General features: G+C 52.8%; 23 protein-coding genes and 2 pseudogenes. 13 read left to right on the top strand and 12 right to left on the bottom strand.

The window, feature by feature from the left end; genetic code table 11:
- The 5 genes from yoaA to rnd all read left to right on the top strand — a co-directional run bounded on the left by yoaA (nt 1) and on the right by rnd (nt 6,434).
- Nucleotides 1–1,911 carry a DNA repair helicase YoaA gene (yoaA, locus tag OGX86_RS09265; protein WP_003020980.1) on the top strand — a complete coding sequence of 637 codons (1,911 nt, stop codon included), beginning with the start codon at nt 1–3 and terminating at the stop codon, nt 1,909–1,911.
- A 58-nt stretch (nt 1,912–1,969) separates the two neighbouring features.
- On the top strand, nt 1,970–2,665 hold the full coding sequence (tsaB, locus tag OGX86_RS09260; protein WP_168978206.1) for a tRNA (adenosine(37)-N6)-threonylcarbamoyltransferase complex dimerization subunit type 1 TsaB: 696 nt from the start codon (nt 1,970–1,972) through the stop codon (nt 2,663–2,665).
- 94 nt (nt 2,666–2,759) lie between these two features.
- Complete coding sequence (locus OGX86_RS09255; RefSeq protein ID WP_003020975.1) at nt 2,760–3,344, top strand: Slp family lipoprotein; 585 nt, start codon at nt 2,760–2,762, stop codon at nt 3,342–3,344.
- 204 nt (nt 3,345–3,548) lie between these two features.
- On the top strand, nt 3,549–5,234 hold the full coding sequence (gene fadD, locus OGX86_RS09250; protein WP_122973804.1) for a long-chain-fatty-acid--CoA ligase FadD: 1,686 nt from the start codon (nt 3,549–3,551) through the stop codon (nt 5,232–5,234).
- An 84-nt stretch (nt 5,235–5,318) separates the two neighbouring features.
- Nucleotides 5,319–6,434, top strand: a complete 1,116-nt coding sequence (gene rnd, locus OGX86_RS09245; RefSeq protein ID WP_048224155.1) for a ribonuclease D — start codon at nt 5,319–5,321, stop codon at nt 6,432–6,434.
- A gap of 49 nt (nt 6,435–6,483) precedes the next feature.
- On the opposite strand, the gene OGX86_RS09240 is transcribed toward rnd, so the two are convergent.
- The 4 genes from OGX86_RS09240 to OGX86_RS09225 all read right to left on the bottom strand — a co-directional run bounded on the left by OGX86_RS09240 (nt 6,484) and on the right by OGX86_RS09225 (nt 11,625).
- The gene (locus OGX86_RS09240; protein WP_286639881.1) at nt 6,484–7,449 is read right to left on the bottom strand and encodes a PDR/VanB family oxidoreductase; all 966 of its coding nucleotides are present in this window, start codon (nt 7,447–7,449) and stop codon (nt 6,484–6,486) included.
- Nucleotides 7,450–7,520: 71 nt separating this feature from the next.
- The gene (gene yeaW / locus OGX86_RS09235; protein ID WP_048216199.1) at nt 7,521–8,645 is read right to left on the bottom strand and encodes a carnitine monooxygenase, oxygenase subunit YeaW; all 1,125 of its coding nucleotides are present in this window, start codon (nt 8,643–8,645) and stop codon (nt 7,521–7,523) included.
- A gap of 44 nt (nt 8,646–8,689) precedes the next feature.
- Nucleotides 8,690–10,291 (bottom strand): BCCT family transporter, encoded by a 1,602-nt coding sequence (locus OGX86_RS09230; RefSeq protein ID WP_048216200.1) that lies wholly within the window; start codon nt 10,289–10,291, stop codon nt 8,690–8,692.
- Nucleotides 10,292–10,542: 251 nt separating this feature from the next.
- On the bottom strand, nt 10,543–11,625 hold the full coding sequence (locus tag OGX86_RS09225) for a tartrate dehydrogenase (RefSeq protein ID WP_128317264.1): 1,083 nt from the start codon (nt 11,623–11,625) through the stop codon (nt 10,543–10,545).
- Between the two features lie 103 nt (nt 11,626–11,728).
- Between OGX86_RS09225 and OGX86_RS09220 the strand changes: the two genes are divergently transcribed.
- Nucleotides 11,729–12,646 (top strand): LysR family transcriptional regulator, encoded by a 918-nt coding sequence (locus OGX86_RS09220; RefSeq protein ID WP_003833741.1) that lies wholly within the window; start codon nt 11,729–11,731, stop codon nt 12,644–12,646.
- A gap of 86 nt (nt 12,647–12,732) precedes the next feature.
- Here the strand turns inward: OGX86_RS09220 and minE are convergent, their stop codons facing one another.
- Genes minE through minC form a run of 3 tightly spaced genes read right to left on the bottom strand, consistent with a single transcriptional unit; the run spans nt 12,733 to nt 14,546 of the window.
- A complete protein-coding gene (gene minE / locus OGX86_RS09215) occupies nt 12,733–12,999 on the bottom strand; it encodes a cell division topological specificity factor MinE (RefSeq protein ID WP_003833739.1) in 267 nt (88 codons plus the stop codon).
- A gap of 3 nt (nt 13,000–13,002) precedes the next feature.
- Nucleotides 13,003–13,815 (bottom strand): septum site-determining protein MinD, encoded by an 813-nt coding sequence (minD, locus tag OGX86_RS09210; protein ID WP_003020956.1) that lies wholly within the window; start codon nt 13,813–13,815, stop codon nt 13,003–13,005.
- A gap of 23 nt (nt 13,816–13,838) precedes the next feature.
- Nucleotides 13,839–14,546 (bottom strand): septum site-determining protein MinC, encoded by a 708-nt coding sequence (gene minC / locus OGX86_RS09205; RefSeq protein ID WP_003833736.1) that lies wholly within the window; start codon nt 14,544–14,546, stop codon nt 13,839–13,841.
- Between the two features lie 126 nt (nt 14,547–14,672).
- On the opposite strand from minC, the gene OGX86_RS09200 reads away from it, so the two are divergent.
- The 3 genes from OGX86_RS09200 to ycgN all read left to right on the top strand — a co-directional run bounded on the left by OGX86_RS09200 (nt 14,673) and on the right by ycgN (nt 16,234).
- Complete coding sequence (locus OGX86_RS09200) at nt 14,673–14,966, top strand: YcgL domain-containing protein (RefSeq protein ID WP_003833735.1); 294 nt, start codon at nt 14,673–14,675, stop codon at nt 14,964–14,966.
- A gap of 69 nt (nt 14,967–15,035) precedes the next feature.
- Nucleotides 15,036–15,695 carry a fumarylacetoacetate hydrolase family protein gene (locus OGX86_RS09195; RefSeq protein WP_128317262.1) on the top strand — a complete coding sequence of 220 codons (660 nt, stop codon included), beginning with the start codon at nt 15,036–15,038 and terminating at the stop codon, nt 15,693–15,695.
- A gap of 92 nt (nt 15,696–15,787) precedes the next feature.
- The gene (gene ycgN, locus OGX86_RS09190; protein WP_003020944.1) at nt 15,788–16,234 is read left to right on the top strand and encodes a cysteine cluster protein YcgN; all 447 of its coding nucleotides are present in this window, start codon (nt 15,788–15,790) and stop codon (nt 16,232–16,234) included.
- A 29-nt stretch (nt 16,235–16,263) separates the two neighbouring features.
- On the opposite strand, the gene OGX86_RS09185 is transcribed toward ycgN, so the two are convergent.
- From OGX86_RS09185 to nhaB, 3 genes are all read right to left on the bottom strand, one after another.
- Complete coding sequence (locus OGX86_RS09185) at nt 16,264–16,605, bottom strand: TehB family protein (RefSeq protein WP_003020940.1); 342 nt, start codon at nt 16,603–16,605, stop codon at nt 16,264–16,266.
- A 110-nt stretch (nt 16,606–16,715) separates the two neighbouring features.
- Nucleotides 16,716–17,246, bottom strand: coding sequence for a disulfide bond formation protein DsbB (gene dsbB, locus OGX86_RS09180; RefSeq protein WP_286639876.1), 531 nt, complete (start codon nt 17,244–17,246; stop codon nt 16,716–16,718).
- Between the two features lie 141 nt (nt 17,247–17,387).
- Nucleotides 17,388–18,932, bottom strand: coding sequence for a Na(+)/H(+) antiporter NhaB (gene nhaB / locus OGX86_RS09175; RefSeq protein ID WP_008785014.1), 1,545 nt, complete (start codon nt 18,930–18,932; stop codon nt 17,388–17,390).
- Between the two features lie 236 nt (nt 18,933–19,168).
- Here nhaB and fadR point away from each other — a divergent pair, with 236 nt between their 5' ends.
- On the top strand, nt 19,169–19,888 hold the full coding sequence (gene fadR, locus OGX86_RS09170; RefSeq protein ID WP_003833559.1) for a fatty acid metabolism transcriptional regulator FadR: 720 nt from the start codon (nt 19,169–19,171) through the stop codon (nt 19,886–19,888).
- Between the two features lie 102 nt (nt 19,889–19,990).
- Here the strand turns inward: fadR and OGX86_RS09165 are convergent, their stop codons facing one another.
- The gene (locus OGX86_RS09165) at nt 19,991–21,523 is read right to left on the bottom strand and encodes a SpoVR family protein (protein WP_003833557.1); all 1,533 of its coding nucleotides are present in this window, start codon (nt 21,521–21,523) and stop codon (nt 19,991–19,993) included.
- 322 nt (nt 21,524–21,845) lie between these two features.
- On the opposite strand from OGX86_RS09165, the gene OGX86_RS09160 reads away from it, so the two are divergent.
- The 3 genes and pseudogenes from OGX86_RS09160 to OGX86_RS22825 all read left to right on the top strand — a co-directional run.
- Nucleotides 21,846–23,144: a D-amino acid dehydrogenase gene (locus tag OGX86_RS09160; protein ID WP_286639874.1), complete on the top strand. Its 1,299-nt coding sequence runs from the start codon at nt 21,846–21,848 to the stop codon at nt 23,142–23,144.
- Between the two features lie 12 nt (nt 23,145–23,156).
- The gene (gene dadX, locus OGX86_RS09155; protein WP_168978208.1) at nt 23,157–24,227 is read left to right on the top strand and encodes a catabolic alanine racemase DadX; all 1,071 of its coding nucleotides are present in this window, start codon (nt 23,157–23,159) and stop codon (nt 24,225–24,227) included.
- Nucleotides 24,228–24,278: 51 nt separating this feature from the next.
- Nucleotides 24,279–24,392 (top strand): annotated as a pseudogene (locus tag OGX86_RS22825) (hypothetical protein); the annotation flags it as partial.
- Here OGX86_RS22825 and OGX86_RS09150 read toward each other — a convergent pair.
- A pseudogene (locus tag OGX86_RS09150) lies at nt 24,351–26,066 on the bottom strand (potassium/proton antiporter); the annotation flags it as partial. The pseudogenes OGX86_RS22825 and OGX86_RS09150 sit on opposite strands and share 42 nt — an antisense overlap.
- Nucleotides 26,067–26,082: the final 16 nt, after the last annotated feature.

Below are 26,082 nucleotides of genomic sequence, written 5' to 3'. Positions count from 1 at the left end.
GTGACGGACGATTTTGCAGCAGACGGTCAGTTGGCTAAAGCGATACCGGGTTTTAAACCGCGAGAACCACAGCGGCAGATGGCCATCGCCGTCAGTCATGCCATCGAAAAATCACAACCACTGGTGGTAGAAGCCGGAACCGGAACGGGTAAAACCTACGCTTATCTTGCCCCAGCGCTGCGTGCAGGAAAGAAGGTCATTGTCTCCACGGGCTCGAAGGCGTTGCAGGATCAGCTATACAGCCGCGACCTCCCGACCGTCGCGAAAGCACTGAAGTTCACCGGTAAACTGGCGCTGCTGAAAGGGCGTTCAAACTATCTGTGCCTTGAGCGTCTCGAACAGCAGGCGCTGGCGGGTGGCGACTTGCCGGTACAAACGTTAAGCGACGTCATTCTGCTGCGCTCCTGGTCAAATCAAACCCTTGATGGGGACATCAGCACCTGCGTCAGTGTGGCGGAAGACTCTCAGGCCTGGCCGCTGGTGACCAGCACTAATGACAACTGTCTGGGCAGCGACTGCCCGCTGTATAAAGAGTGTTTTGTCGTTAAAGCGCGTAAAAAAGCGATGGATGCGGATGTCGTCGTGGTTAACCATCATCTGTTTCTCGCCGATATGGTGGTAAAAGAGAGCGGGTTTGGCGAACTGATCCCGGAAGCTGATGTGATGATCTTCGATGAAGCGCATCAGTTACCGGATATCGCCAGCCAGTACTTTGGTCAATCGCTCTCCAGTCGCCAGCTGTTAGACCTGGCGAAAGACATCACCATTGCCTATCGCACCGAGCTGAAAGACACTCAGCAGCTGCAAAAGTGCGCCGATCGCCTTGCACAAAGCGCTCAGGACTTCCGCTTGCAGCTTGGTGAGCCGGGCTATCGCGGAAATCTGCGGGAACTGCTGGCCGACCAGCGCGTACAGCGCGCGTTTTTGCTGCTCGATGACACGCTGGAGCTGTGTTATGACGTGGCGAAGCTGTCTCTCGGGCGTTCGGCATTGCTGGATGCCGCGTTTGAGCGCGCCACGCTTTATCGTGCGCGTCTGAAGCGCCTGAAAGAGATCAACCAGCCAGGCTTCAGCTACTGGTATGAATGCACCTCCCGCCATTTCACCCTCGCGCTGACACCGCTTACGGTGGCGGATAAATTCAAAGAGGTGATGGAACAAAAGCCGGGCTGCTGGATTTTTACTTCCGCGACGCTGTCGGTAAACGACGATCTTCATCATTTCACCGCACGACTGGGTATTGAAGATGCCGAGTCGATGCTGCTGCCAAGCCCATTTGATTACACGCGCCAGGCGCTGCTGTGCGTGCCGCGTAATCTCCCGCAAACCAACCAGCCGGGGGCTGCGCGCCAGTTAGCATCCATGCTGCGACCTATTATCGAAGCGAACAACGGCCGCTGTTTTATGCTGTGCACTTCGCACGCGATGATGCGCGATCTGGCGGAACAATTCCGCGCTACCATGACGCTTCCCGTACTGCTGCAGGGCGAAACCAGCAAAGGACAACTGCTACAGCAGTTTGTCAGCGCAGGTAATGCGCTATTGGTTGCCACCAGCAGCTTCTGGGAGGGCGTGGACGTGCGCGGCGATACGCTGTCGCTGGTGATAATCGATAAACTGCCATTTACCTCGCCGGACGACCCGCTGTTAAAAGCCCGAATGGAGGATTGTCGACTGCGCGGCGGCGATCCGTTTGAAGACGTCCAGTTGCCGGATGCGGTAATCACCCTGAAGCAGGGTGTAGGGCGTCTGATACGTGATGCTGACGATCGCGGCGTGCTGGTGATTTGCGACAATCGTCTGGTTATGCGGCCATACGGCGCCACCTTCCTGGCGAGTCTTCCTCCTGCGCCGCGGACGCGTGACATCGCTCGCGCGGTTCGCTTTCTTGCCATACCAACGACTGAGTAATTTGTTACGGAGTGTGGTAAGATGCGCGCCAAATTTATTGATCTGATCACAAACACCCATGCGAATTCTGGCTATCGATACCGCCACAGAGGCGTGCTCTGTTGCCCTGTGGAATGACGGTACTATCAAGGCTCTCTTTGAGCTTTGCCCACGAGAACACACCCAACGAATTTTACCGATGGTTCAGGAAATCCTGGCCGCTGGCGATCTCACGTTAACCGATATCGACGCCCTGGCGTTTGGTCGCGGTCCCGGCAGTTTCACCGGCGTGCGTATCGGTATTGGCATTGCTCAGGGGCTGGCGTTAGGCGCAAACTTACCGATGATCGGCGTCTCCACCCTGGCAACCATGGCGCAGGGCGCCTGGCGTAAGTTGGGTGCGACTCGCGTACTGGCGGCAATTGACGCGCGAATGGGCGAAGTCTACTGGGCCGAATACCAGCGTGATGACAACGGTAACTGGCACGGTGAAGAAACCGAAGCGGTGTTAACCCCCGAGCAGGTACATGAGCGTTTATTGCAGCTGTCTGGCGACTGGGTGACGGTCGGGACGGGCTGGCCGGCATGGCCTGAGCTTGGTAAAGACAGCGGGCTGACGCTCAGCGATGGTGACGTGTTGCTTCCAGCGGCTGAAGACATGCTGCCCGTCGCCACGCAAATGCTGGCTGCGGGTGAGACCGTAGCGGTCGAACACGCTGAACCGGTTTATTTACGTAACACCGTGGCGTGGAAGAAACTTCCCGGTAAAGAATGAATCTTAGTAGTAGAACCCCGGCTAAGACGTACAGTCGTCAGTAAACAGCATTGTGATTATGCCGGGGCTGACGCTAAGAAAAGGGAGTCGCAATATGGCGGTGCAAAAGCAGTTATTGAAAGGTGTGTTGGCGGGGGCCTTAGCGTTAATGCTTAGCGGCTGCGTCACCATCCCGGATGCGATTAAAGGTTCGAGCCCGATGCCGCAGCAGGATCTGGTGCGGGTGATGAATGCGCCGCAGCTGTATGTCGGACAGGAAGCGCGTTTCGGTGGCAAAGTGGTGGATATTCAGAACCAGCAGGGAAAATCCCGTCTGGAAATTGCCACCGTTCCGCTCGATAGCGGTGCACGCCCCGTGCTGGGTGAAGCCTCTCGTGGGCGGATTTATGCTGATGTAAATGGCTTTCTCGACCCGGTAGATTTCCGTGGTCAGTTGGTCACCGTCGTCGGCCCGATAAGCGGTACGGTGGACGGAAAAATCGGTAATACGCCGTATAAATTCATGCTGATGCAGGTAACTGGTTATAAACGTTGGCATATTACTCAGCAGATTGTCATGCCGCCTCAGCCTATCGACCCTTGGTTCTACGGTGCGCGTGGCTGGCCTTACGGCGGCTACGGCGGATGGGGCTGGTACAATCCCGGCCCGGCACAGGTTCAGACCATAGTAACAGAGTAACTCTTTGTTTTATTGGTAAAAGAAACAGCGGCTCGTCCGCTGTTTCTGCATTAACGTGGATATAAGAAAAATAAATAGTGACGTGCTTCGCAACCTTGTCGTTGTGTAATAAACAAACTGGTACGCTGAGTTAATATTATGTTAACAGTTTGTTTATTGCCTGGGGTTGTGATGACGACGAATACGCATTTTAGAGGTGATGTATTGAAAAAGGTTTGGCTTAACCGTTATCCCGCTGGTGTTCCTGCGGAGATCAATCCTGACCGTTATCAATCCCTGGTGGAACTCTTTGAACACTCAGTAAGACGCTATGCCGATCAGCCCGCGTTTGTAAACATGGGGGAGGTGATGACCTTCCGCAAGCTTGAAGAGCGTAGCCGTGCGTTTGCCGCTTATTTACAACAGGGGCTCGGGCTGAAAAAGGGCGATCGCGTCGCGCTGATGATGCCGAATCTGCTGCAATATCCGGTCGCACTGTTTGGGATTTTACGTGCCGGCATGATCGTCGTGAACGTGAACCCGTTGTATACGCCTCGCGAGCTGGAACATCAGCTCAACGATAGCGGCGCGTCGGCGATTGTCATCGTGTCCAACTTTGCCCATACGCTGGAAAAAGTGGTCGACAAAACGTCGGTGCAACACGTGATCCTGACGCGTATGGGCGATCAGCTGTCGACCGCCAAAGGAACGCTGGTTAACTTTGTCGTGAAGTACATCAAGCGCCTGGTGCCGAAGTATCACCTGCCGGATGCCATCTCGTTTCGCAGTGCGCTGCAAAACGGCTATCGCATGCAGTATGTGAAACCCGAAGTGGTGTCGGAAGATCTGGCGTTCCTGCAATATACCGGCGGGACAACCGGCGTGGCGAAAGGCGCGATGCTCACGCACCGCAACATGCTGGCTAACCTGGAGCAGGTTAACGCCACCTACGGCCCGTTGCTGCATCCAGGCAAAGAACTGGTGGTAACGGCTCTACCGCTGTATCACATTTTTGCGCTGACGATGAACTGCCTGCTGTTTATTGAGTTGGGTGGTCAAAACCTGCTGATTACTAACCCGCGTGATATCCCAGGACTGGTCAAAGAACTGGCGAAGTATCCGTTTACCGCGATGACCGGCGTCAATACGCTGTTTAACGCGCTGCTGAATAACAAAGAGTTTCAGCAACTGGACTTCTCGTCACTGCACCTTTCAGCAGGTGGTGGAATGCCGGTTCAACAGGCGGTAGCTGAACGTTGGGTGAAGCTGACGGGGCAGTATCTTCTGGAAGGTTATGGCCTGACGGAGTGCGCGCCGCTGGTGAGTGTCAACCCTCACGATATTGACTACCACAGCGGAAGTATCGGTTTACCGGTTCCCTCCACTGAGGTCAAGCTGGTGGACGACGACGACAACGAAGTGCCGCCGGGAGAACCGGGTGAGCTGTGTGTGAAAGGTCCACAGGTGATGCTGGGCTACTGGCAGCGACCAGACGCCACTGACGAAATCATCAAAGACGGCTGGCTGCACACCGGCGATATTGCGGTGATGGATGATGAAGGCTTCCTGCGTATTGTCGATCGTAAGAAAGATATGATCCTGGTGTCCGGCTTTAACGTCTACCCTAATGAAATTGAAGACGTGGTTATGCAACACCCTGGCGTGCAGGAAGTGGCTGCGGTTGGGGTTCCGTCCGGCAGCAGCGGTGAAGCGGTGAAAATTTTCGTAGTGAAGAAAGATGCCTCGTTAACCGATGAAGCGCTGGTCACTTTCTGTCGTCGTCACCTGACGGGCTATAAAGTACCAAAGCTGGTGGAGTTTCGCGATGAGTTGCCGAAATCTAACGTTGGTAAAATTTTGCGACGAGAATTACGTGACGAAGCGCGTGCCAAAGTGGACAATAAAGGCTGAGCGTTAAGTCAGCCAGTAGAAAACGCCGGGAAATCCGGCGTTTTTTTTGGCGCAAACCTAAGAGAGCACGATTTGAATTATCAAATGATCACCACGGACGACGCGTTGGCCACGCTGTGCGAAGCCGTCCGTGAATTTCCGGCGATAGCCCTGGATACAGAATTTGTTCGCACGCGTACCTATTATCCGCAGTTGGGGCTGATCCAGCTGTTTGATGGCAAACACGTTGCTCTGATTGATCCGCAGGGGATCACCGACTGGTCGCCGCTGCGCGATATTCTGCGTAATACTGCCATCACCAAATTCCTGCATGCAGGTAGCGAAGATCTGGAAGTGTTTCTCAACGCTTTTGGCGAACTGCCGCAGCCGTTGATTGATACACAAATTCTGGCTGCTTTTTGCGGTCGTCCGCTGTCGTGGGGGTTTGCCGCGATGGTGGAAGAGTTTACGGGGGTGGCGCTGGACAAAAGCGAATCCCGCACCGACTGGCTGGCCAGACCGCTGACCGAGCGTCAGTGTGAGTACGCGGCGGCTGATGTCTGGTATCTATTACCGATCACCACAAAACTGATGGTTGAAACTGAAGCCAGCGGCTGGCTGCCAGCCGCACTGGACGAATGTCGCTTAATGCAGCAGCGTCGCCAGGAGGTTCTGGCGCCTGAAGACGCATGGCGCGATATCACTAACGCCTGGCAGTTGCGTACTCGTCAGTTGGCCTGCCTGCAACTGCTTGCCGACTGGCGACTGCGTAAAGCGCGTGAGCGCGATCTGGCGGTGAACTTTGTGGTGCGTGAAGAACACCTGTGGGCGGTCGCTCGTTATATGCCAGGGAGTCTGGGTGAACTGGACAGCCTCGGCCTTTCCGGTAGTGAAATTCGCTTCCACGGCAAAACGCTGATTTCTCTGGTAGAAAAAGCGCAGGCTTTACCGGAAGAATCACTGCCACAGCCGCTGCTGAATTTGATGGATATGCCTGGATACCGCAAAGCGTTTAAAGCTATTAAGGCGCTGGTTGCCGAGGTGAGTACTGAGCATAATCTTAGCGTCGAACTGCTGGCTTCACGCCGTCAAATCAACCAGCTACTCAACTGGCACTGGAAATTAAAGCCGCAGCAGACCCTGCCGGAGTTGGTTTCCGGTTGGCGTGGCGAACTGATGTCCGATCGTCTCAACGCGCTGCTGCAGGAATATCCGCAGTAAGTCACCAGGCTCGCCGGGTTGCGCCATTGCTAACCCGGCCTGCGCAACGCTACAAATCAAGCACTAGGCGCTTACCTTTGGCGCGTGAGCAGCAAATAAGCATGCTTTGCTGGCTGGCTTTTTCGTCGTCGCTGAAATACTGATCGCGGTGATCCGCTTCCCCTTCAAGAATCGTCGTTTCACAGGTGCCGCAAACACCTTCCCGGCACAGGCACTCAACGCGCGCGGCTTTGTTATTTTCGATAACCTGCAAAATGGTCATCTCTTCCGGGACCACAAACTCGCGTCCTGAACGCGCCAGAATCAGGGTAAAGGCATCACCGCTTTTATCTTCCAGCGCAAATTGTTCGAAATGTAGCGTATTGCTGTCCAGTCTATGGAGGGAAGTCGCTTCTCTGACGGCATCGTTGAGCACTGCTGGCCCGCAGGTGTAAATATGTGTGCCGGGTTCGACATCGGCCAGCAGGCGAGATAAATCAAGGCGGGTCCCTGCGCTTGACAGATGCAGATGAATACGATCGACGCTGGGGTGCTGCAGGAGTTCGTCATAAAACGCGCAGTTGTCCTGATTGGGAGAGCAATAATGCAGTTGCCATTGCGCCTTAGAATGTTCCAGCTCCGGGATATGCGATAAAAACGGTGTGATGCCGATACCTCCAGCAATCAACAGATGTTGTTGTGCCTGAGGAGCGAGGGCGAACAGATTGTTTGGTGTGGAGATCGTGAGCGTGTCGCCGGGTTTCACGTTTTGATGCAGATATCGTGAGCCGCCTTTGGATGCTTCCTCCAGTCGTACGGCGATTTGCCAGGCGCTCGTATCAAAGGGTGAACTCATCAGCGAGTAAGCATTGCTGTACAGATTCTCGCCATCGCGCATCTGCACGATAATATGGCTGCCACCCTGAAACGCGGGCAACGGCTCGCCTGATGTCGCCGTTAAGGTAAAGCGTTTTACCTGCGCGGTAATCGTCTCAATCCGGCTGACCCGGACTTCTTGCATTTGATAATCAGACATTGCGGCACTCCCTAAAAAATCTGTCCGGCGCGGCTTGACGATGCGCCGGAACCTGTCGTTACAGCCTCTGGTTATTCCTGAAACACCTGCGCGACCAGATTATGGAAATGGGCAATGCCATGTTCGGAGATACCGCTGCCGCTGGTGTCGGCCATAATGCGGCCCTGACCGCGATACCCGCGCGATTTCAACCCTTTTTGGACGCTTTCAACCAGACGTAAATCTTCAGGGCGGAAGACGTTGCGATACCATTCGATCAGTTGTTTCTGCTCTTCGGTCAGATCTTCGTTGGTGAAGTAGATGTCATAGTTTTGCAGCGTAGTTTCTGCATCCACTGGAAATTCGTAGATAACGGTCATCATGCCTTTGATTGGCGTAACGTTGAGCATGGTGCACGGCCACAGCCAGAAACCGTGGAAGGCGGCATCAACACCTTCTTCGAACTTAAATGACTGCTCTGACGGTTTGGCGAAACCGTATTGTAGCGTCCAGTTGCCGTGCATAGTATGCCAGTAACGATCAACCTGAACCGAGTCGGAAAAACCAGGGTGAGCCGGGCCGCAGTGGTAGCACTCCAGATAGTTATCGACAATATTCTTCCAGTTGGCTGGAGTTCGGGTCGTAAAGCGCGCCGCCAGCTTCAGGTCATGCACATCAGGGCAGGCTTCGATAACTTTGTCTGCAAGACCTGGGAGTTGTTCTTCTACGCTGCCCGCGTTCGGATCCATGTTGATAAACACGAATCCGGCATATTCTTCCAGCCGTACCGGGGTGAGATGTGCTTTCTCACTGTCGAAGTTGGCAACGTTTTCGCAGTTACGTGCATGCGCCAGGTTACCGTCAAGCTTGAATGCCCAGGCGTGGTAAGGGCAGGTAATCACATTTTTCGCTTTCCCTTCGCCGCTCAACAGTTGATGACCACGATGCGGGCAAACGTTGTAGAACGCGCGCAGCACGTTATCGCGACCACGTACCAGCACAATGTTCTCGCCAATCACTTCCCGGGTTACATAGTCATTGGGTTTCGCCAGTTCGCTACTGTGGGCGACGCAAATCCAGCTCTTAGCGAACACTTTCTCCTGCTCGTGCTCGAAGGCCTGATGGTCGGTATAGAACCGGGCAGGGATAGTCCAGGCGTCCTGCGGGTTGGCACAGAAATTTTGCGGCAGAATAAACTCAGGGCTCAGATTGCTCATTGGAATACCTTTAATTTGTGAGTAAGAGGATTTTTTACTGGCGCTTAATTGTCGCCTTTGAGTAATGTCGCGGCCGGTGGTGCGACGGGGACGTCCACTGGCGTTTCGGGGAGATGACCTTCAATTTGATGTGCAGGAACGTGGGCATAGTCCTGCCGTACCCAACGAAGAAAACCGCCAACCTTCACCAACAGAATGGCGAGGAAGGGAAGTGCGGTCAGAACCACCGTGGTCTTCATGGTTTCCAGGGACGCGCCGGTGAACAAAATCGATAATGGGATCAGGGTGATGACCACGCACCAGAACAGACGTAAGCTACGTTGCGGATCTTCCCCTTCCTGCAGGTTACGCGTGCTGGTGGCCGCCATGGTGTAGGCGACGGCATCCATATGCGAGGCGAGAAAAATAATCATGATCGCCAGATACGCCACCAGGAACAGTTTCCCGGCAGGCAACGACATCAACACTTGCTGTACGGCTGTTTCGCCGCCTAACGTGGCCATAACCTGCGGTACGTCGATCACACCGTTCACAAATTGGTGAATGGAGTAGCTTTCCATCACGCCAAAGAAGAACCAGCAGCCAACGGTACTACCCAGGATTAACGCCCAGATAACCTCTTTGATTTTGCGACCTCGGGATACGCGAGTGACAAACATTGCCACGCCAGGGGTGTAGGAGATCCACCACAGCCAATAGAACACCGTCCAGTTGCGGGTGAACTCACCGTTGCCGAGCGGGTCGGTGAACAGACTCATCTGCAAAAAGTTTTGTGTCGTCAGACCGATGGCGTTAATGATGTTGTTGGTGATGAACTCGGTCGGGCCGACAATCAGCACCAGCAGCGGCAGTAAAAACGCCCCCCAGCCGACCATTTTGCTCAGACGTTGCAAGCCGTTGTTGATGCCAATCCAGGAGCTCAGACAGAAAATGCCGCCAGAGAACAGGATAACAAACGCCTGTACTGTGAAGTTATCCGGTAAACCCGTGAGAGCAGATAAACCACGGGTAAAGGTGGCGGCGGTGACAACCAGAGAGATGGTTAACGCGCCAACTGTGGCGATCAGGAACATCAAATCAACCAGCCGGCCCCAGACGCCCTGCGGATGCACGCCGGTGATAGCGGCGATTATTCCGGACAGGCTCAGCCCTTTGTTTTTCCGCACATGAAAGTGGTAGGCCATGGTTAATGAAGCCAGCGTATAGGTCGCCCAGGCGCTGATTCCCCAATGGAAAAAAGAGTAGGGTAAGCTGTATTCCAGCGCTTTTTGCGAGTGCGGAGCGATATTCAGACCCGGGGTCTGGTAATAATAGGCCCACTCAGCAACGCCCCAGTAGAGCGTGGAGGAACCTAGTCCGGCACAAATAAACATAAACAGCCAGGACAGCGTGCTGTATTCCGCTTTTCCTTCTCCCAGACGAATATTGCCGTATTTGCTGGTGGCCAGCCAGACGACCAGACCCATCGCCATCAGAACGAGGATCTGCACGGCGGAACCCAGCATCCGGGTAACGCCGTTAAAAAGGGTATTTGCGACTTGTGCAGACTGCTGAGGGAAGAGACTAAGTGTGGCGGCGATGAAAAGAATAGCCACCAGACTGATGGCTATCAGCGGCATGTCTTTTTTCTTAACGTTGCTCAACATGGGATCTCCTGGGCACAGTTGCCCGCGTATGGCATTAGCCTGTCGTTGTTATCATGCTGTAGGGAATCAGTGATTTTGTATTTAACAATTTTATTATTTGTTTTTTACATGAATTAAACAATTGCTCGATGCGTGAAGCAATAAAACACGGAACGGAAATAATAAAAGGTGAATTGGCGCAGGTTATTGGCGCCATAAAAAGCATAAAAAAGCCGCGTCAGTGACGCGGCTCATATTCCGTGGTTTGACCTCTAACGCAATGCCCGAGAGATGGCCTCACCAACCTGTTGGGTGGTGGCAGTGCCTTTCATATCCGGTGTTTTCGGGCCGCTGGCAATAACCTGCTCAATTGCAGCCAGAATACCGTCGTGTGCGGCTTTATAGTTAGCATCACCGTTGCCAAGGAAGTCGAGCATCATGGCGCCAGCCCAGATAGTCGCTATAGGGTTGGCGATGTTCTTGCCGTAGATATCGGGGGCCGAACCGTGTACTGGCTCGAACAGAGACGGGAAGGTGCGTTCCGGGTTTAAGTTGGCTGAAGGCGCAATGCCAATCGTTCCGGTACAGGCTGGACCCAGATCGGAAAGGATGTCGCCAAACAGGTTGGAGGCAACCACCACGTCAAAACGCTCCGGCTGCATCACAAAGCGGGCGCAGAGTATATCAATATGCTGTTTATCCCAACGGATCTCGGGATAGTGAGCCGCCATTGCTTCTACACGCTCGTCCCAGTACGGCATGCTGATGGCCAGGCCGTTGGATTTGGTCGCCGAGGTCAGGGTTTTACGCGGGCGATTTTGTGCCAGCTCGAAAGCGTAACGCAATATACGATCGACGCCGCGACGGGTGAAGACCGACTCCTGGATAACCACTTCGTGTTCTGTACCTTCGCTTACGCGTCCGCCGAGTGAAGAGTATTCTCCCTCGGTGTTCTCGCGCACCACATAGAAATCAATGTCTCCAGGCTGCTTGCCAGCCAGCGGGCAAGGTACGCCTGGAAACAGACGTACCGGGCGCAGGTTGACATACTGGTCGAATTCGCGGCGAAACTTAAGCAGCGAGCCCCATAATGAGATGTGGTCCGGCACGGTGTCCGGCCAGCCAACGGCACCAAAATAGATAGCATCGAAGGATTGTAACTGCTCATGCCAGTCATCCGGCATCATCTTTCCGTGATGGGCGTAGTACTCGCAGCTGGCCCATTCCATTTGCTCAAAGCTGAGTGACAACCCCCAACGCTCGGCGGCTGCCTGCAACACCTGAATGCCTTCAGGCAGGACTTCTTTACCAATGCCATCTCCGGGGATAGCGGCAATACGACAGGTTTTCTTCATAGCAGCTCTCACTTGTACGCCATCAAAATTGACTTTCCCCGTATCCTATAATTGACTGATTAATAGTTAATCCCCCTAACTGGTGAAACATAAAACACAGATCATGAATAATCTGCCGCTGCTAAATGATTTACGCGTCTTTATGCTGGTTGCACGTCGTGCGGGATTTGCCGCCGTTGCCGAAGAGTTGGGCGTATCTCCGGCTTTTATCAGTAAGCGCGTTGCCCTGTTGGAGCAAACGCTGAACGTGGTGCTGTTGCACCGAACAACGCGGCGCGTAACCATCACGGAAGAGGGGGAGCGGATCTACGAATGGGCACAGCGGATCCTGCAGGATGTCGATCAGATGATGGACGAGCTGTCCGATGCCAGGCAGATCCCGCAGGGGATGCTACGAATTATCAGTAGCTTTGGTTTTGGCCGCCGGGTGGTCGCTCCGGCGCTGTCTGCGCTGGCAAAAGAGTACCCGCAGTTAGAACTGAGGTTTGATGTTGAAGACCGTCTGGTAGATATGGTCAATGAGGGCGTCGATCTCGATATTCGTATCGGGGATGATATCGCGCCGAACCTGATTGCCCGCAAGCTGGCGACTAACTATCGTATTCTGTGCGCCTCGCCGGAGTTTGTGGCGCAGCATGGAGTGCCGAAACAACTGAACGATCTTTCTACTTTTCCCTGCCTGGTTATTAAAGAACGCGACCATCCGTTTGGTATCTGGCAAATGCGTAATAAAGAGGGCGCACACTCAATAAAGGTTACGGGGCCGCTGTCGTCTAACCATGGTGAAGTGGTACATCAATGGTGTCTGGATGGGCAGGGAATTGCTTTGCGTTCGTGGTGGGACGTTTGCGACAACATTGCCAGCGGACATCTGGTGCATATATTGCCTGAGTATTATCAACCCGCCAATATATGGGCGGTTTATGTCTCCCGGCTGGCGACGTCGGCAAAAATCCGTATTACGGTTGAGTATTTGCGCCGCTATTTTGCCGAAAACTACCCAAAGTTTACTTTGGAATAAATGCTCAATAGGTTAGTCAGAGACAGAAAATAAAAAAGGCAGAATAATCTGCCTTTTTCGTAACCATGATTTAGCGACAAAAGAGCTTATTTAGACTCTTCTGCTTCAGGTAATGTCACGTTAAGTTCGAGGATCGAAATATCGCCGTCTTTTTGTTCAAGTTGTACCGTGACCATTTCGGGATCAATTTGTACATACTTACAGATAACGTCGAGAATATCCTTACGCAGCTGCGGTAAATAATGTGGCTCGGCGTCACTACGACGACGTTCCGCAACAATAATCTGCAGTCGCTCTTTAGCGATGTTCGCTGTGCTCTTTTTCCGCGAGAGAAAAAAATCCAGTAATGCCATAACTTATCCTCCGAACAGGCGTTTGAGGAAACCTTTCTTCTCTTCTTCAATGAAGCGGAAAGGACGTTCTTCTCCCAACAGACGGTCTACGGTATCAGCATAGGCTTTACCGGCATCAGCATTGATGTCGAGAATAACCGGCTCACCCTGGTTAGACGCGCGCAGGACTGACTGATCTTCAGGAATCACGCCAACCAGCTTGATTCGCAGAATTTCCAGTACGTCTTCCATGCTCAGCATGTCACCTTTATTAACGCGGCCAGGGTTGTAGCGCGTCAGCAACAAATGCTCTTTAATTGGATCTTCACCGTTTTCCGCGCGACGAGATTTCGACGCCAGAATACCCAGTATACGGTCAGAGTCACGTACAGAGGAGACTTCCGGGTTGGTGGTAATAATCGCTTCATCGGCAAAATACAGGGCCATCAGCGCACCGGTTTCAATACCCGCCGGAGAGTCGCAGACGATGAAGTCGAATTCCATCGTTTTCAGATCGTCCAGAACTTTCGCGACGCCTTCACGCGTCAGCGCGTCTTTATCGCGAGTTTGTGAGGCCGGAAGAATAAAGAGATTTTCGGTACGCTTATCTTTGATTAGCGCCTGATTTAACGACGCATCGCCCTGAATAACGTTGACGAAGTCGTAAACGACGCGGCGTTCACAACCCATAATCAGATCAAGATTACGCAGGCCGATATCAAAATCAATAACGACAGTTTTCTTTCCCTTCTGGGCCAAACCTGTAGCGATGGCCGCGCTGGAGGTGGTTTTGCCAACGCCCCCTTTACCCGAAGTAACAACAATAATGCGTGCCATAGAAATTCCTTGTTAAAAAGGGATCAATTCAACGGTTGAACTGTCAAAGCGTTTTCTGCTAATTGCAGACGTGCCGCTTTGCCATAAAATTCTGCTGGGATTTTATCACTCAGCCAATAAACACCTGCGATAGACACCAGTTCTGCCGTCAGATGGGTACAAAAAATTTGCGCTTCCCGGTCACCGCTTGCGCCTGCCAACGCACGGCCTCTCATCATTCCATAAACATGAATATTGCCATCAGCGATAAGCTCTGCGCCTGCACTGACGTGGCTTGTAACAATCAGATCACATTGTGGTGCATAAATGCGCTGACCGGAACGAACCGGCACATTTATTAATCGTGTTTTTGTGATGGGAGTAACGTTTTGTGGCGGAGCGACGGGAGCCGGGGCCTCAACGGGCGCAGGACGAATAGCTTTTTCTTTACCTTCAGTCAGTAAAGGAAGACCCATTTCGTCGATTTCAGCCTTGAGTCTGGCGTCTTTGCATCCGCTAACGCCGATAATGCGCAATCCGGTAGACGCGACAACCTTCTGCAGCGCTGACCAGTTTACCGGGCTTTCAAGACCACTCACGTTAACCACTACGGGAGCATGTTTTAAAAAAGCAGGTGCCTGCGCGATTTTGTCTTCCAACGCCTGACGAATAACCTCGGGTTCTGCTTCATGTAAATGAACCACTGATAAGGTGAAGCTACTGCCTTTAAGCTCGATTGGCGTGTTTGACATCCTGGCCTTACTCAATTTGCTATTTATCATCCCCAGCGCGGGGTGATATTCCGAAGACTATAAGGCATGTTATAGTCAGTATTATATTGAGGCAAGCCACCATTCCGTGAATTCAGAGTAAAAGATATGTTTTGTGTGATCTACCGAAGCAGTAAACGTGACCAGACCTATTTATATGTCGAAAAAAAAGACGATTTCTCGCGAGTTCCTGAAGAACTGATGAAAGGATTTGGTCAGCCGACGCTGGCAATGATGTTGCCGCTTGATGGCCGTAAAAAGCTGGTTAATGCCGATCTGGAAAAAGTAAAACAGGCACTCACCGAGCAGGGCTATTATTTACAAATACCACCGCCGCCAGAAGATTTACTTAAACAGCATCTGGCCGCGACGAAACAAAATACACCAGACGATAAACGTTAAACTGCATCCGGCAGCAGCACGCCCCATCGATGCAGTACCTGAAATTGATAACTACGTTAGGGGAAAGTAATGTATCAACATCATAACTGGCATGGTGCTCTGCTGGATTATCCGGTGAGTAAGGTGGTTTGCGTAGGGAGTAACTATGCTAATCATATTAAAGAGATGGGCGGAAGTACCCCGGAAGAGCCGGTGCTGTTTATTAAACCGGAAACCGCGCTGTGCGATTTACGCCAGCCGCTGGTGATCCCATCTGATATGGGTTCGGTTCACCATGAAGTTGAGCTGGCTGTGCTAATTGGCGCGACCCTACGTCAGGCGACGGAAGAACATGTGCGCAAAGCCATCGCGGGCTATGGCGTCGCGTTGGATCTGACCCTGCGTGATATTCAGGGCAAAATGAAGAAGGCGGGGCAGCCGTGGGAAAAAGCGAAGGGCTTTGATAACTCTTGCCCGCTGTCAGGGTTTATTCCGATGGCGGAATTTAATGGTGATCCTCAGGATACGATGCTCGGGTTAACGGTTAACGGTGAGCAGCGCCAGCACGGCACCACGGCAGATATGATCCATCACATCGTTCCTTTGATTGCCTACATGAGTCGTTTCTTTACCCTCAAAGCGGGCGATGTTGTGTTGACGGGGACGCCAGCGGGCGTTGGGCCGTTAAACAGCGGTGATGAGCTGGCTATCAGTTTTCATGGTCAAACGCTGACGACACGCGTGCTGTAATCTCTTCTTGCCGCCTTTTCGGGCGGCAAAACTTGCATCAGCGTGCCAGACTGGTTATAAGGTGCAGCTTTATTGCAATAGCGGATACCCTGATGAGCGACATACCTTTCTGGCAAAGTAAAACCCTGGATGAAATGACCGATGCCGAGTGGGAGTCATTATGTGACGGGTGTGGTCAATGCTGCCTGCATAAGCTGATGGATGAAGACACCGACGAAATCTATTTTACTAACGTCGCGTGTAAGCAGCTCAATATCAAAACCTGTCAGTGCCGTAATTACGAACGCCGATTCGAGTACGAGCCTGACTGTATCAAACTGACGCGCGATAATCTGCCTACCTTTGAATGGCTGCCGATGACCTGTGCGTATCGTCTGCTAGCGGAAGGTAAAGGGCTGCCGGAGTGGCATCCACTGCTGACGGGATCAAAAGCGGCGATGCACGGTGAACGTATTTCAGTACGTCATATTGCGGTGAAAGAATCGGAAGTGCGTGACTGGCAGGATCATATTTTGAACAAACCTTCATGGGCGGACTAAGCCGCCCATCGATTAGCAGGCGTTAAGGCTTAAGACTTTTTCGCCTGATACATCTCATCGCCATGGTTGTCATCTTCAACCCAGAAATTGATGTTGAATTGGGCGTCATCGCTTAATTCAACGCGATGCCAGTACTGCGGCGGACTGGTCGCAAACTGACCGGCATTAATCACCACTTTTACTTCAGGCTCTTTTGCGTCTTCATTGGCAAAGCCGTAATACGTTACCGTACCTTCCATCACACAAAGCTGGCCAAAAACGCCTGCTGCAGTGTTATGGTGAGAAAGCAGTGCTGCTGGGACGTTGTCTTTTGTGAAGAAGGGAGTAGAGCGTTTAACTTTCCAGTTTGCCGGGATGCGTAAATGGGACATAAGACATCTCCTTGGTGTGGCATCTATAAGATGTATTTAATATACATCTTATAGATGCCAGCAGGCAATGAATTTAAAGCAAAAAAAACGCTCCCGAAGGAGCGTCTCTGTTAGCGACCGAAGAGGTCACGTTTTTTCGGTTTGAACGGTTGTGCTATCACCACCAGCACGGCGACCACCAGGTAGGCGGCGAAGATCCCCAACAGCCACTGCGGCATTTCCAGGGTTAAAAAAGACCACTGGCGCTCAGCACAGTCACCGGACGCTAAAAACACCTGCGGCAGCCATTTGTCCAGTGGAAGCCAGCTTGGGAAGCGTGCGGCAAAATCACAGGTTATAAACGGGGATGGGTGCAGCTGGATCATGGTGTGCTCATACGCTAACTGAAGTCCGCGCCAGGCACTGTAAATCCAGATTATCATCGCCACATAGCGCAGCGGTGTTTTTGGTGCGATAGCACCCACCAGCCCTGCCCCCATCACGCCAAATAATGCGCTACGTTCGTAAATACACAACACGCAAGGTTTTAGCAGCATGACGTGCTGGAACCACAGCGCGACGAGCTCCAGCGCAAAGGCGGTTAACGCCAACAATAACCATGCTCCACGACCTCGGGAGCACTGGTTTAAAAATCGCAACATAATCATTTCCCTGCAACATGCGTAGAGACCGCAGTTTAAACCAATTCACTTTATGCGCCACTAGCGGGAATTGAAAATTTGCGTAATCGGATATTTATCATGCAAAAAGTCAAACCGGGCAGTGATTCGCCCGGTTAATTGTTATGAAAGTGTAGCTAACCAGCCCGTTTGAGTCATCCACTCGGTCACCGGAACTAGCGTGAACTCGACGCAAAGCAGGCCGACGAGCGTCAGGACGAGAGTATAAGGCAGAGCCATCCACACCATGCGACCATAAGAGAGGCGAATCAACGGCGCCAGTGCAGAGGTCAGCAGGAACAGGAATGCAGCCTGGCCGTTTGGCGTGGCCACCGAAGGCAGGTTGGTCCCGGTATTGATCGCCACCGCCAACAGCTCAAATTGGTTAAGGCTGATGGTCCCATGTTCCATCGCGGCTTTGGCTTCATTGATATAAATCGTACCAACAAAAACGTTATCAGAGATCGAAGACAGCAGGCCGTTGAAGAGATAAAACAGCGTCAGTTGTGCATGTTCAGACGACTGCAAAACAAACTGAATAATCGGCGAAAAGAGCTGTTGATCGATAATCACCGCGACAATAGAGAAGAACACGGTCAGCAGCGCGGTGAAGGGTAGCGACTCGGTAAAGGCTTTACCTATCGCATGTTCGTCGGTGACGCCGGTCAACGAGGTTGCCAGAATGATGACCGACAAACCGATCAATCCGACTTCTGCCAGATGCAGTGCCAAAGCAACGACCAGCCAGACGCCAATAATCGCCTGGACAATCAGTTTGATTTTGTCCTGGCGGGTACGTTGTTGGCGGCTTTGATCGTCAAACTGTTGCAGGACATCACGGACGGTCTCCGGCAGCGTTTCGCCATAGCCAAACCAGCGCAATTTCTCGACCAGCACACAAGTTAACAGGCCGCAAATCAGTACCGGGACGGTAACTGGCGACATACGCAGGAAGAAGTCGCCAAAATGCCAGCCAGCCGCTTTGGCGATAATCAGGTTTTGTGGCTCACCCACCATGGTCATCACGCCGCCTAACGCCGTACCGACCCCCGCGTGCATCATCAGGCTACGCAGAAAACCGCGGAACTGCTCAAGAACGACCTTATTGTGCTGATCGATATGGCTGTCATCGAGCATGTTGTTGTCTTCCGCGCGAGAAGAAGCAACGCGATGGTAGATACCATAAAAACCGACCGCAACGCTGATTACCACGGCCACGACGGTCAACGCATCGAGGAACGCAGAGAGAAAAGCGGCTGCAACACAAAAAGACAGTGACAGCAGCGTCTTGGAGCGAATAGTGAGCAGCAGACGAGTGAAAATAAACAGTAATAGCTGCTTCATAAAGTAGATGCCTGCCACCATAAACATCAGCAGCAATAACACCTCAAGGTTTGCGGCAACCTCTTCACGCACATGCGTGGCGCTGGTCATGCCAATAATTACAGCTTCAATAGCCAACAGCCCGCCTGGCAGCAGTGGGTAACATTTTAACGCCATCGCCAGCGTGAAAATGAACTCGGCCACCAGCAACCAGCCGGCGATAAAAGGGTTGATGAAAAAAATAATCGGGTTAACGACTAAGAAGACAAGCAGTGCAAGTTTGTACCAGTCTGGTGATTGACCTAAAAAATTGCGCCACATAGCGCGGCCCCATGATAGCTCCATGGTGATTTCCCTACCTTTAAAAATGAAATCATGTTTTTATGTTTGACCGCAAAGCTTAGCGGGAGGAGGGAGTACAGGCAAGCTATTCACGAGACTGGCAAGTTTGGCTGTGCTGTAGCGTTATTTGGAAAATGAAGCCTTGATCCACTTTTTCTTCATTGCGTCAGCTATCAGCTAAGATACCCATCTGGTATGATGTGTGTAACTATGTTTTGCTGTGTAATGGAATTTTTACTATGGTCATTAAGGCGCAAAGCCCGGCTGGGTTCGCGGAAGAGTACATCATTGAAAGTATCTGGAATAACCGCTTCCCACCTGGCACTATTTTGCCCGCTGAACGTGAACTCTCCGAACTTATTGGGGTGACACGTACCACGCTACGCGAAGTATTGCAGCGGTTGGCGCGAGATGGCTGGTTGACCATTCAACACGGCAAACCGACGAAGGTGAATAACTTCTGGGAAACCTCCGGGCTGAATATTCTTGAAACGCTGGCGCGTCTCGATCACGAGAGTGTCCCGCAGTTGATTGATAATCTGCTGTCCGTGCGTACCAATATTTCGACGATCTTTGTTCGCACTGCGTTTCGCCAGCATCCTGATAAAGCACAGGAGGTTCTGGCGACGGCAAATCAGGTGGCCGACCACGCTGACGCATTTGCCGATCTGGACTATAACATTTTCCGCGGCCTGGCATTTGCCTCCGGCAATCCGATTTACGGTTTGATCCTCAACGGTATGAAAGGATTATATACCCGCATTGGTCGTCATTATTTTGCCAATCCGGAAGCGCGCGCGCTGGCGCTGAGCTTCTACCGTAAACTGTCAGAACTCTGCGAGCAGGGCGCTCATGAGCAGGTGTATGAAACGGTGCGCCGCTATGGTCACGACAGTGGCGAAATTTGGCATCGCATGCAAAAGAGCCTGCCGGGCGATTTGGCGATTCAGGGTCGTTAATTGTTCAAAGCCGGATGGCGACGCCAAAGCGTCTTATCCGGCCTACAATACGTGCACTTCGTAGGCCGGATATGGTGTTTACACCGCCTCCGGTAATAAGATTTACAGACCGTTCATCCTTGGCGGGCAACGCTCCAACAGCTCCACGCTGCCATCTTCATTCTGTTGCTCCAGCATCACGTCAAAACCCCAAAGCCGGTGTACGTGCTTGAGCACTTCTTTGCGTCCTTTATCCAGCGGTGCGCGGTTATGCGGAATATAGCGTAAGGTGAGCGAACGGTCGCCACGCAGATCGACATTCCAGATTTGAATATTCGGCTCCAGGTTGCTGAGGTTGTATTGCGACGACAACCTGTTGCGGATCTCACGATATCCTTCCTCGTTATGAATCGCTGAAATCTCCAGATAGTTGTGACGATCGTCATCCAGCACGGTGAACAGACGGAAATCACGCATCACCTTTGGTGACAGGAACTGGCTGATAAAGCTCTCATCTTTGAAATCGCGCATCGCAAAATGCAGGGTTTCCAGCCAGTCAGAACCCGCTATGTCCGGGAACCAGTATTTGTCCTCCTCGGTCGGCGACTGACAAATACGTTTGATATCCTGGAACATGGCAAACCCCAGGGCATAAGGGTTTATCCCGCTATACCACGGGCTGTTGTAGGGCGGCTGAAATACCACATTGGTATGGCTATGCAGAAACTCCAGCATAAACCGTTCGGTGACTTTACCTTCATCATAAAGGTGGTTCAGGATGGTGTAATGCCAGAAAGTGGCCCAGCCCTCGTTCATCACCTGCGTCTGTTTCTGCGGATAAAAATACTGGCTGACCTTGCGTACAATGCGCAGGACTTCACGTTGCCAGGACTCCAGCAGCGGGGCGTTCTTCTCCATGAAGTACAGCAGGTTCTCCTGTGGCTCAGAGGGATAACGCCGGGCTTCCGCCACGGTTTTCTCTTCCTCTTTCTTCGGCAGCGTGCGCCACAACATATTCACCTGGCTTTGCAGATACTCTTCACGGCTTTTCTGACGGGCTTTCTCTTCCTGTAGGGAAATTTTTTGCGGGCGTTTGTAACGGTCAACGCCGTAGTTCATCAGCGCATGGCAGGAGTCGAGCAGCTTTTCGACTTCATCCACGCCGTAACGCTCTTCACACTGGGTAATATAGTTTCGCGCGAAGATCAGGTAATCGACAATGGAACTGGCATCCGTCCAGCTTCGGAACAGGTAGTTGTTTTTGAAAAAGGAGTTGTGTCCGTAGCAGGCATGCGCCATCACCAGCGCCTGCATAGTGATGGTGTTCTCCTCCATCAGATACGCGATGCATGGGTTGGAGTTGATAACGATCTCATAGGCCAGCCCCTGCTGACCATGCTTATACAAGCGCTCGGTTTCAATAAACTTTTTACCAAACGACCAGTGAGGATAATTGATCGGCATCCCGACGCTGGAATAAGCGTCCATCATCTGTTCGGAGGTGATCACCTCGATTTGGTGCGGGTAGGTATCCAGTCTGTAGAGTTTCGCCACGCGGTCTATCTCTGCCAGATAGACATCCAGCAGATCAAACGTCCAGTCGGGTCCATCGCTTAACCGTGTGCTGTCCTTGTTCATGGAATCAATCGTAGCCATTCGCGCACCCTCATTGTTGGCGGCACTCTCTGTCTGGAGTACCTCATGTCAAGCATAGATCATGGTGTTAAAAAACGTGCTGCGGCAGAAATTTTTTCTTTGCGATTTCACGTTAGCGAGGCGTCGAAAAATGGCATGGCCGCAAAATTTTATGCTGGATAAAAATAACGCACAGCAGGAGATGCCAAAGCGGAGAGTCCCCAGCCATCACCGCTATATGTGAGGTAAGTCACCATAAAAAAGCCATATGTTGAATAATATTTTCAACTGAGTTATCAAGATGTAATTAGATGATTGTTCTTTTACTGTTAACGGAGTGGCTATGCGAGTTGTCATACTGGGAAGTGGTGTCGTTGGCGTGACCAGCGCCTGGTACTTAAGTCAGGCTGGACACGATGTCGCCGTCATTGATCGTGAGCCCGGTCCGGCACTGGAAACCAGTGCGGCGAACGCGGGGCAAATCTCTCCAGGTTATGCAGCACCATGGGCGGCACCAGGCGTACCGCTAAAAGCAATTAAGTGGATGTTTCAGCGCCACGCTCCGCTGGCCGTCCGTCTTGACGGAACCCAGTTCCAGTTGAAATGGATGTGGCAGATGCTGCGCAACTGCGACACCAGCCACTACATGGAAAATAAAGGACGCATGGTGCGACTGGCGGAATACAGCCGTGATTGCCTGAAAGCGCTGCGCGCCTCTACCGGTATCGAGTACGAGGGGCGCCAGGGCGGAACCCTGCAACTTTTCCGTACCGCTCAACAGTATGAGAACGCTACCCGCGACATCGCCGTGCTAGAAGATGCGGGCGTGCCATATCAACTGCTGGAAGCAAACCGTCTGGCGGAAGTCGAACCCGCACTGGCAGAAGTGGCGCACAAGCTGACCGGCGGTCTGCGTTTACCGAATGATGAAACCGGCGACTGCCAGCTGTTTACCCAGCGTCTGGCGCAGATGGCGGAGCAGGCAGGCGTTAAGTTTCGCTTTAATACCCCGGTCGATAAGCTGCTGAGCGATGGTGAGCAGATTTATGGCGTCCAGTGCGGCGAAGAGATAGTTAAAGCCGATGCCTATGTGATGGCGTTTGGTTCGTACTCCACGGCAATGCTGAAAGGGATCGTTGATATCCCGGTCTATCCGCTCAAAGGCTATTCGTTGACCATTCCGGTGGCGCAAGACGACGGTGCGCCGGTTTCTACTATCCTTGATGAAACCTACAAAATCGCTATTACCCGCTTTGACAATCGTATTCGCGTTGGCGGCATGGCGGAGATTGTCGGCTTTAATACAGAACTGCTACAACCTCGTCGTGAAACGCTGGAAATGGTCGTACGCGATCTCTTCCCGCGCGGCGGTCATGTGGAGCAGGCAACCTTCTGGACCGGACTGCGTCCGATGACGCCGGACGGAACGCCGGTGGTGGGGCGCACCCGCTTTAAGAATCTGCTGCTCAATACCGGCCACGGCACGCTGGGTTGGACCATGGCCTGCGGCTCCGGTCAGCTGCTGAGCGATATCCTTTCTGGCCGCACGCCAGCCATACCTTATGACGATCTGAGCGTGGCGCGTTACAGTCCGGGGTTTACCCCCTCCCGTCCACGGCATTTACATGGCGCACATAACTGATAAGGACGTGAGATGACCCGCCCGATACTGGCCAGCATTGACCTGCAGGCGTTGAAACAAAATCTGACCATTACCCGCCAGGCCGCGCCGGACGCTCGCGTCTGGTCGGTGGTGAAAGCCAATGCGTACGGACACGGCATTGAACGCGTCTGGAATGCGCTAGGCACAACCGATGGTTTTGCCATGCTCAATCTTGAAGAGGCGATAACCCTGCGCGAGCGCGGATGGAAAGGCCCGATACTCATGCTGGAGGGTTTTTTCCACGCCGAAGACCTGACGGTATATGACAATTATCGACTCACCACCTGTGTACACAGTAACTGGCAGCTAAAAGCATTGCAGAATGCGCGCCTGAAGGCGCCGCTCGATGTTTACCTGAAGGTGAACAGTGGTATGAACCGCCTTGGTTTTTTACCGGAAAGAGTTCCCACGGTCTGGCAACAGCTGCGGGCTATGCCCAACGTCGGCGAAATGACGCTGATGTCGCATTTTGCCGATGCAGAGCACCCGGAAGGTATCCAGGATGCTATGGCGCGTATTGCGCAGGCGACTGAAGGGCTGGAGTGCAGACGGTCACTATCGAATTCGGCCGCCACACTGTGGCACCCTGAAGCGCATTATGACTGGGTTCGTCCGGGCATTATTTTGTATGGTGCGTCGCCTTCGGGACAATGGCGGGACATCGCCAATACCGGCCTGAAGCCAGTGATGACGCTGAGCAGTGAGATCATCGGCATACAAACGCTGAAAGCTGGCGATCGGGTGGGCTACGGTGGACGTTACACTGCCAGCGGTGAGCAGCGCATTGGCATTGTAGCGACCGGCTATGCCGACGGTTATCCACGCCATGCGCCAAGCGGAACGCCTGTGCTGGTGGATGGTGTACGTACCGGGACGGTGGGGACAGTCTCAATGGATATGTTGGCGGTAGATCTGACACCGTGCCCGCAGGCAGGGATCGGGACGCCGGTAGAGCTGTGGGGCAAAGAGATTAAAATTGACGATGTGGCCACCGCCGCAGGTACGGTAGGCTACGAGTTAATGTGTTCTCTGGCGCTGCGCGTGCCAGTTGTGACGGTGTAACTTTATATAGCATTGCCTGATGCTGCTGCGTTTATCAGGTCTTCAGAGTCAGTGCATTTTGTAGGCCGGGTTAGGCGCAGCCGCCACCCGGCAAAAACATCCGCTTTACTCATCCTCATCTTCAGCAACGCGAACACCGACCTTCAGCACCGCATTATCTTCCTTCTCGGCCACAGTCCAGATCATACCCGCGAATTCCACCTGGTCACCGACGACCGGCGCGGCACCAAGCAGATGCTGGACAATTTCACCCAACGTTTGCTGCTTATCACGATACTCGGTGCCATCTTCCAGGCCATAAATCAGCGCCACATCGGCATATTTTGCGCTGGCTTCAAGAATAAAATCACCGAAGAAGCGCTGGTCTAACGACACAGGTGGCGACTGGCTGAACAGCTTGCCAAGAGCCGGGAGATCGCGCTCGCGGCCAATAACACACAATACATCGCCTTCGCGCAGACGCGTACTGCCGGAGGGATGAAACAGCACGTTGTCACGAAACAGGGCGGCTATTCGCGTTTCTTCCGGCATATGCAGGTCGCGCAGCGCGGCGCCCACACACCACTTATCTGCGCTGAGCTGATAAACAAACTGCTCCCACGGGTTATCCGGATGAATATCCAGGCCAATGCGCGATACGGGCCAGCCGACGGGAGGGACCACCACTTTGGCTTTTTTAGCGGCCCATGAAAGAGAGGTTCCCTGAAACAGCAACGAGATCAGTACCACGAAGAACGCGACGTTAAAGAACAGGCGCGCGTTCTCCAGACCCGCCATCATTGGGAAGACGGCGAGGATGATGGGTACCGCACCGCGCAGACCCACCCAACTGATGAAAATGCGCTCGCGCAGATTGAAGCCGCGAAACGGCAGCAGTCCGGCGAAAACCGAAAGTGGACGGGCAATGAAAATCATCCACGCAGACAAAATCAGCGCAGGAACCACGATAGGTAGCAGGTCGGACGGCGTAACCAGCAGTCCGAGCACCAGGAACATGGCGATTTGCGCCAGCCAGGCCAGACCGTCGAAGTTTTGCAGAATGCCAAACCGGTTGCGGATGGGGCGATTACCCAGCAAGAAACCACACAGATAAACCGCCAGAATACCGCTGCCTTCCAGCGCAGTGGTCAGGGCAAAAATCAGGATCCCACCGCTTAACGCCAGTAGCGGATACAGTCCGGCAGGCAGAGAAATGCGGTTAATCATCTGCTGGAGCATATATCCACCGCCCAGACCGATAGCGATGCCTAAGCCAAACTGCTGGATAATGTGCACCGCGAACATCCAGCTTAAACCGGTTTCGTGGTTTTGGATCATGGCGATGAGCGTGATGGTCAAAAACACGGCCATCGGGTCATTACTACCGGATTCAATTTCCAGCGTAGAGCCAACGCGTTCGTTAAGCCCCTTACCGCCAAGCAGGGAAAAGACCGCCGCGGCGTCGGTTGAACCAACAATCGCGCCAATCAGGAGTCCTTCGATAAGATCCAGATGAAACAGCCAGGCGGCCATCATGCCAGTGAGTCCGGAAGTAATCAGCACACCGACCGTCGCCAACGATAGCGCCGGGCCTAACGCAACGCGAAAAGAGCTGGCCTGGGTGCGCATCCCACCGTCGAGCAGGATAACCGCCAGTGCCAGGTTACTCACCATGTAGGCGAAAGGATAGTTATCGAAAGGTATGCCGCCTATACCATCCACGCCCGCTAACATACCGATAGCGAGAAATATCACCAGAATTGGGATACCGAGACGTGATGAGAATGAACTGAGTAAGATACTGCAGGTGACGAGAACGGAACCCAAAATAAAAAGGCTAATAATTGCTGCGGCATCCAACGTTCGGTTACTCCTG

This window comes from Citrobacter sp. Cpo040 (assembly GCF_030332915.1).
GTDB lineage: Bacteria > Pseudomonadota > Gammaproteobacteria > Enterobacterales > Enterobacteriaceae > Citrobacter > Citrobacter portucalensis.
Note: the sequence above shows the minus strand (reverse complement) of the source record. Positions and strands in the feature narration are given on the sequence as shown.

Bases quoted from the DNA above. Each gene is read 5' to 3' on its own strand.
- OGX86_RS09200 (WP_003833735.1), top strand. From the start codon at position 14,673: ATGTTTTGTGTGATCTACCGAAGCAGTAAACGTGACCAGACCTATTTA.
- OGX86_RS09220 (WP_003833741.1), top strand. From the start codon at position 11,729: ATGAATAATCTGCCGCTGCTAAATGATTTACGCGTCTTTATGCTGGTT.
- OGX86_RS09165 (WP_003833557.1), bottom strand. From the start codon at position 21,523: ATGGCTACGATTGATTCCATGAACAAGGACAGCACACGGTTAAGCGAT.
- tsaB (WP_168978206.1), top strand. From the start codon at position 1,970: ATGCGAATTCTGGCTATCGATACCGCCACAGAGGCGTGCTCTGTTGCC.
- OGX86_RS09225 (WP_128317264.1), bottom strand. From the start codon at position 11,625: ATGAAGAAAACCTGTCGTATTGCCGCTATCCCCGGAGATGGCATTGGT.
- rnd (WP_048224155.1), top strand. From the start codon at position 5,319: ATGATCACCACGGACGACGCGTTGGCCACGCTGTGCGAAGCCGTCCGT.
- minE (WP_003833739.1), bottom strand. From the start codon at position 12,999: ATGGCATTACTGGATTTTTTTCTCTCGCGGAAAAAGAGCACAGCGAAC.
- OGX86_RS09240 (WP_286639881.1), bottom strand. From the start codon at position 7,449: ATGTCTGATTATCAAATGCAAGAAGTCCGGGTCAGCCGGATTGAGACG.
- dsbB (WP_286639876.1), bottom strand. From the start codon at position 17,246: ATGTTGCGATTTTTAAACCAGTGCTCCCGAGGTCGTGGAGCATGGTTA.
- nhaB (WP_008785014.1), bottom strand. From the start codon at position 18,932: ATGGAGCTATCATGGGGCCGCGCTATGTGGCGCAATTTTTTAGGTCAA.
- minC (WP_003833736.1), bottom strand. From the start codon at position 14,546: ATGTCAAACACGCCAATCGAGCTTAAAGGCAGTAGCTTCACCTTATCA.
- OGX86_RS09230 (WP_048216200.1), bottom strand. From the start codon at position 10,291: ATGTTGAGCAACGTTAAGAAAAAAGACATGCCGCTGATAGCCATCAGT.
- ycgN (WP_003020944.1), top strand. From the start codon at position 15,788: ATGAGCGACATACCTTTCTGGCAAAGTAAAACCCTGGATGAAATGACC.
- OGX86_RS09255 (WP_003020975.1), top strand. From the start codon at position 2,760: ATGGCGGTGCAAAAGCAGTTATTGAAAGGTGTGTTGGCGGGGGCCTTA.
- OGX86_RS09160 (WP_286639874.1), top strand. From the start codon at position 21,846: ATGCGAGTTGTCATACTGGGAAGTGGTGTCGTTGGCGTGACCAGCGCC.
- fadR (WP_003833559.1), top strand. From the start codon at position 19,169: ATGGTCATTAAGGCGCAAAGCCCGGCTGGGTTCGCGGAAGAGTACATC.
- yeaW (WP_048216199.1), bottom strand. From the start codon at position 8,645: ATGAGCAATCTGAGCCCTGAGTTTATTCTGCCGCAAAATTTCTGTGCC.
- minD (WP_003020956.1), bottom strand. From the start codon at position 13,815: ATGGCACGCATTATTGTTGTTACTTCGGGTAAAGGGGGCGTTGGCAAA.
- OGX86_RS09185 (WP_003020940.1), bottom strand. From the start codon at position 16,605: ATGTCCCATTTACGCATCCCGGCAAACTGGAAAGTTAAACGCTCTACT.
- OGX86_RS09195 (WP_128317262.1), top strand. From the start codon at position 15,036: ATGTATCAACATCATAACTGGCATGGTGCTCTGCTGGATTATCCGGTG.
- dadX (WP_168978208.1), top strand. From the start codon at position 23,157: ATGACCCGCCCGATACTGGCCAGCATTGACCTGCAGGCGTTGAAACAA.